General features: G+C 33.1%; 2 protein-coding genes. Both read right to left on the reverse strand.

All coding sequences use genetic code 11. The features are described 5' to 3' along the window. Nucleotides 1–69: 69 nt before the first annotated feature. A complete protein-coding gene (locus tag ABOC97_RS23785; RefSeq protein WP_349602311.1) occupies nucleotides 70–4,488 on the reverse strand; it encodes a CDP-glycerol glycerophosphotransferase family protein in 4,419 nt (1,472 codons plus the stop codon). A gap of 70 nt (nucleotides 4,489–4,558) precedes the next feature. Beyond that, nucleotides 4,559–5,677 (reverse strand): Stealth CR1 domain-containing protein, encoded by a 1,119-nt coding sequence (locus tag ABOC97_RS23790; protein ID WP_349602312.1) that lies wholly within the window; start codon nucleotides 5,675–5,677, stop codon nucleotides 4,559–4,561. Nucleotides 5,678–5,979: the final 302 nt, after the last annotated feature.

Here is a 5,979-nt window from a genome sequence, read left to right on the forward strand (position 1 = left end):
GGAGCAGGAAGGACATCTGATGGAAATGGAAGCCACGCAAGCACCTTAAAATCACCATCATACACTAAATCAGTAAGTTGGCAGCATTACCCATTTATGTGCTAAATCTAATTTATCGAGATGACGATAAGCAGAAGATTTCATAAGCAAGAGGTGTGCCGATATATTAACATCATCTTGGAGATCATATTTATCAGAAGATAATAAGTTAACTAGCTCATGCCAATTACGTCTTGCATAGAGTGCGTATGCATTAACAACCAAAGGATTTTCAACATACATCTCGGAGAAATACTCTAACTCTTCATAACAGAATGTATAAGCAAGACATTCACAATATTTAAGATTATCTGCATTATCTTCTCCTAGCGCCCGCCAAATTTTAATTGCATCTGACCACAAATGCCGGGACATAAATGACAATGCTTTAGATCTTGAAATAGTTATTTGCAGTAAACTATCTTTAATACTGGAAAACTCTCTGCATTTCTCTTCAAATTCAACATGTCTATTCTGATTTCGTAGTGCTTCAAGGTAATTGAACATTGCATTACAATCATTACTACCTTTCACTTCTATTAAGTTAGCCCAGCGACGCTCTGCCGATGCCCAAACCATAGAATTTGTTGCCAGTGTAGCAAATATTTCAAGAAAATCGATTGATACCATTTTATTATTACTAAGATACTGAGTAATAATATTATCTACTTGCTCATGACTCCCTTTCTCAGATAAATAATGAAGATATTCACTGATAATCTCTTCTTGTTTATTTTGCTCTAAAAGTTGCCATATCAATAAAGCTTCATCCCATCGACCCACAGATATATATAAATTAGCTTTTAACTGTATAATTTCATCATCAATAGAATACCCCTCTGGTAATAAATCGAAAATCTCAAACATTTTATCAAATTGACGAGAGGCAGATAATGATTTCAAATACATTATTTTAAATGTGTTCGGAAGCATCGTAAAATACGGACAAGCTTTACTAATCTGTGATATCACCTTCGGATATTGATTCTTACTATACGCAAGTCGAGCAATCTCATATCGGCATTGTGGATCATTTTTCACTTTTGATTCATAGCGAACAAGGCATTTATGCGCATGGTCAAAATCACTAAGCTGCTGATACGCACGAGACTTCATCAGTAAAAGTCTTGCTGATAGATTGAAATCAGTTTGTAGATCAAAGTCCCCTGATTTTAATTCTTTAATGACCTCACCCCAATTCTGTTGGGCATAAAGTTTATATACAGAAAGTAAAGGAAATAATTCTGAATCATTTGAAAGAAAATTATCAAGCTCTTCATACCGAAAATCGTATGCAAGACATTCGCAATATTTAAGATTGTCAGAATTATCTTTATTTATATATTTCCACTCCAAAATAGCATCATCCCATCGATGCTGAGACATAAATAACAATGCTTTAATCTCTTTAATACACATCTGTAATTCGCTATTATTACTAATAGATAGCCCACAGACCATTTGCTCAACTTCTTCTAAGCGGCCTTGTTTACGGATAGCATTTAGATAATTAAAAACAGCATCAGAATGAACATCTAAAGTCAAATCTAGATATTTTCCCCACAGCACTTCTGCCGAGATCCAGTTTTCAATCTTTGTGGCCAAATATGCATATTTTTGAAGAAGAAGGATAGCAGTTTCTTCATCAGCCAGATATCTATCTATTTCTCGTTCAATATCTCTATATTTGTCTTGCTCAGATAAAGCCTGAAAATAGGAATCAATCGTATCACAACGTTGTTCAGCAGAAAGAATACTCCAAAAGTTATTGATATATTCTCGCCACCTTAGTTCTGCGACTTTCCAGCTAGAAAAAGATGATGCCTGTAGTGCATGTTTTTTCAATTTATCAAGTTCGACACATTGGGATGATTCAAAATCATCTAATGATCTAATAGCCTCATACGTTCTTGCACAGTTCTGATCATCTCGGATTGGGAACATATCATCAATTCGTGCAAAAATATCTTTATCCGGAAGACACTCATTGGATAATGCTGAATCCAATGCACTAATCAGATCTACTTGCGTAGTTACTACCGGTCCAAAACCATTTCGACGATAATCAAAATATCCTTTGATATAATTATGGTCTGAGAAAAACTCTTCCTCATCAAACTGATAATAAATCGTTTGTTTATTCTGGATTGCCATTTCAAAAGCAACAGATGAGTAATCAGTGATCATCATTGCGGAGCGAATAAATAAATCCTGTATAGAGCCATCATTATGTGTAATGATTTCTATATGCTCTGGTATTTCGAAAAGATCCAGATATGGTCGAATATTTACATGCGGGAAAAATGCTGCCTTATAACCAGACCGTTCCAATAATGCTTTGAAGTCTTCTGAGTGCAACAGATCTTTCCAGTGTTTTGCGAATGTAGATGACATAAACTCTGAATTTATACCACGACAGTCTCCATCTCCTAACACTGGCCCAACAATGCTACTTCTCCATGTAGGCATAATTATTATTAACTTTTCTTTCGCATCTACATTCCTAATCAAATTATCATGTCTAGGGAATCCGGTAAGAAATGTTTCCTTACTTGAATAATTGTATTTTGAGCTATCAGAGCAAATAGATAGATATTCATATGGCGATGCGGTAATAAAACAATCAATACTATCCTTCGTATTTAACCAACTAGATATGTCATCTTTTGTCACACCATGCTGCAAGAACACAAAATGACGGCCTAAAAGCATTTTAGGCCCAAGAAGATTGGTTACATAATAGTTTGCATGGGAACTGATTACTTTCTTACAACTTCCGAGTGCTAAACGATGTTCTGATGAATCAAAGTCAAGTAAATTAAAGTCATCAGATTTCAATCTATCCCAGTCATGAGATTCTTTCCTCAATGCAAAGAATACTTTTTGTTCTGGATGATTCTCTCTAATAAAACGATAGAGATGCTCGGCATTATCATCTGCCTGCATGTCACGATCCATTAGCACCCATGAATTATCATATTTTCTTTTCCCCGGAAACTTAGGAATCTGTTTCTTTAAGCTATCTATAAGATTAGCTACAAGTATAGTACCCTTGTATTGTTTACCACAGCATGAGATGGATGTATCAACATTATTTATTTTAATCTCAATTTTAACTGCTTTATGAACAGAAATCCATGCCCAACGTTCCAGAACTAATTGCTCACCAACAAAGTCATGTGGTGTCGTTTTTTCATAAACAGGAATTGTATCAAGACCATCGATGATAAATTGATCAAAATAGCCATTATTACTAAAATATCTAACTCTTATTAACTCTTTTGCTGCATCATATCGGTCCACATAAGCTATCTGGAACTTTGGTAGCGTATTCTTAAAGCAAGACATCATTGCTAATTTATGGTAGAACCAGACCCCCGCCAAATTAAAATTCATAATCATGTCATCATCAATATAAGAAAATATTTCTTTCATCTTATTGATAAAAAATTCTTTCTCTGTGTCATCAAGAAAATATGTTCGTTCTGGTCTATTATCTAAATGTTTCAAATACCATAATGCTTCATATATAATTGTTTTTTGTATGTTAGTAGGAACATGTCCATAAGAATCTTGATACATCTTTAATGTATCAAGATATCCGAATACTGGCACACTCAAAAAACGTTCCGATTTTGTCCAGGAAGTATCTAATGTTGATGTTCCATCCTCTCTTTTCCTATAAAGATACTCTGCATCCTTCATAAACAGAATAAAACCATCTTCTATATTTAATAAGTATTTAGATATAAAATGAGCATCTTCAAAATTTGGTTTTACACGACCATCAAATGATATTTCTTCTTCTTTTATAACACTGTATTTGAAGAAAGCTGAACTTGCAGACAATTGAATTTCACTGTCTGCTTTATTTATATCAACAAGATTATTTCCTTTACTAAATTTATAGTTCAAAGGATGATTATCTCGATATATTTTTTTTGACTCAAGATACATTACTATATTACATGAGATAAGGTTTATTTTTTTATCTCTATTTAAAAATAAATTTTTATCAATGCTACTAAAGTAATCAATATTTAGGAAATCATCAGGATCAATAAATGTAACCCATTCAGTAGTCACATATTCGAGACCAGTATTTCGAGCAGAAGATTGACCGGCGTTATCCTGTCTGATATATTTTACATTGTTTGGATATTTACTCTTCCAACGGTTAATTATTTCCGCAGAGTCATCATGAGAACCATCATCAACCATTATAAGAAAAATATGCTTTTTAAAATCTAGCTTTTGATTAATAATGCTTTTAAAGAAATCATCAAGATATTTACCAACATTATATACTGCCGAGACCACAGTATATTGATAATGCCCTTCTTCTTTCTTAATTTGTACACTATTAATCTTCCTTTTTTTATTCTTAACCATATCGCTAAAGAATAAATTAGGGTCCTTGATTAACTTACGAAACTTAGCATTTAACATTTCCACTTCCCTAGTATTTAGTGTACCGATAGAACAATATATTTTAGTACTATGGATTAATAATCAGATATCATCCAAAATACCATTGGAGCATATTTATTAATTCATTTTTATAGTTTGCAACTGTCTTCTTTGTAGCTGTAAAATCATTTGCGCAAAACGAATGTGGGCAACCTCCCGTTGCTTTGACTCGCTTTAAGCGACGATAATGTTTTCTAGCTACTGGTGAGCGTATATTGAAGTAATAGCAAATATCCCTCGCCGGAATTGCCTCACCTTTGATAAAGGTGTACCAAGGAACCATGAACGTTGCTAGGTTAAGATCTGAATTCGTTCTGAACTTATTAGGTAAAAACATTAAGATTTCATCTTCATACTCCAACCATACATACTCAAACATGGATTTTCGCAATGGTACATATGTATGAACTAAAGGGTAATTGATAGTTACATTGTAGTCACGTGAAAAAAAATCACTAATTCTAAGAGAGGCACTTAATGTCGGCGTAATATTACCTTTCGACATTTCTCGTAGATTTTTCTTCGACATAAATAATGAAGTTATTTTTTCTCCTTTAAAAAAATGACCAACTGGGAGTGGTCTGGCAACAAAAACATCATCATTGAAATAAATAAACCTCTCCGACAACCCTTTTATATTGAATAAAAAAGCTTCTATGACGTGAGAGTTAAAGGTAGGTAAATATTCCTCTGGAATAATATCTTTATGATCTACTACTTGAACATTATTATAATGTTTTATCCACTTAGGTATTTGATTATCAGTTATAATATAGATATTCCTAACCCATGGCATATTTATCATGACACTTCTGACAGAATAATAAAGCTCATTATGGTTACTAAATCTTGCCATATCAGAAGCATATTGCCCCTGATTATCTAAGTTTTCATCCTTATATCTTTGATATTTTTTTTGCCATTCTGGATCTTTGTCATTTACCCAAGTAAAGACTATATCAACATCTTCATCCATTTTTATTTGTGACTCTAGTGCCAAATCATGCTTTAAAAGAATAACCTCCTCATCTTCAGGACATTTTATTTCATTATAAATATCTGGATATTTATTATTTAAATAGTCTCGAAAAAAAACACCGGGATGATTAATAAATTTTTTTATTTTCTTGAATACGCTGGGGCGATATCTAAAGTTGGTTTTATTCATATCCGATGTACCTTAATCCCTTTAAATTATAACCCTTCGTCCTTTTTATACTTTACAATTGCCTCATCTACATCATTAAAAAATTCAACTCCATTATTTCTACCAACATATATTGCACATTCACAATATTGTTTAAGAGAATGCAAGCTATGAGAGACCATCAAGAAATTTGATATACCAGCCTTAGCATTAAACAGATCTGTGCACTTTTGGGTAATGCTGCCAACTTACTGATTTAGTGTATGATGGTGATTTTAAGGTGCTTGCGTGGCTTCCATTTCCATCAGATGTCCTTCCTGCTC

This window comes from Kluyvera huaxiensis, from assembly GCF_040149365.1.
GTDB lineage: Bacteria > Pseudomonadota > Gammaproteobacteria > Enterobacterales > Enterobacteriaceae > Kluyvera > Kluyvera intermedia_A.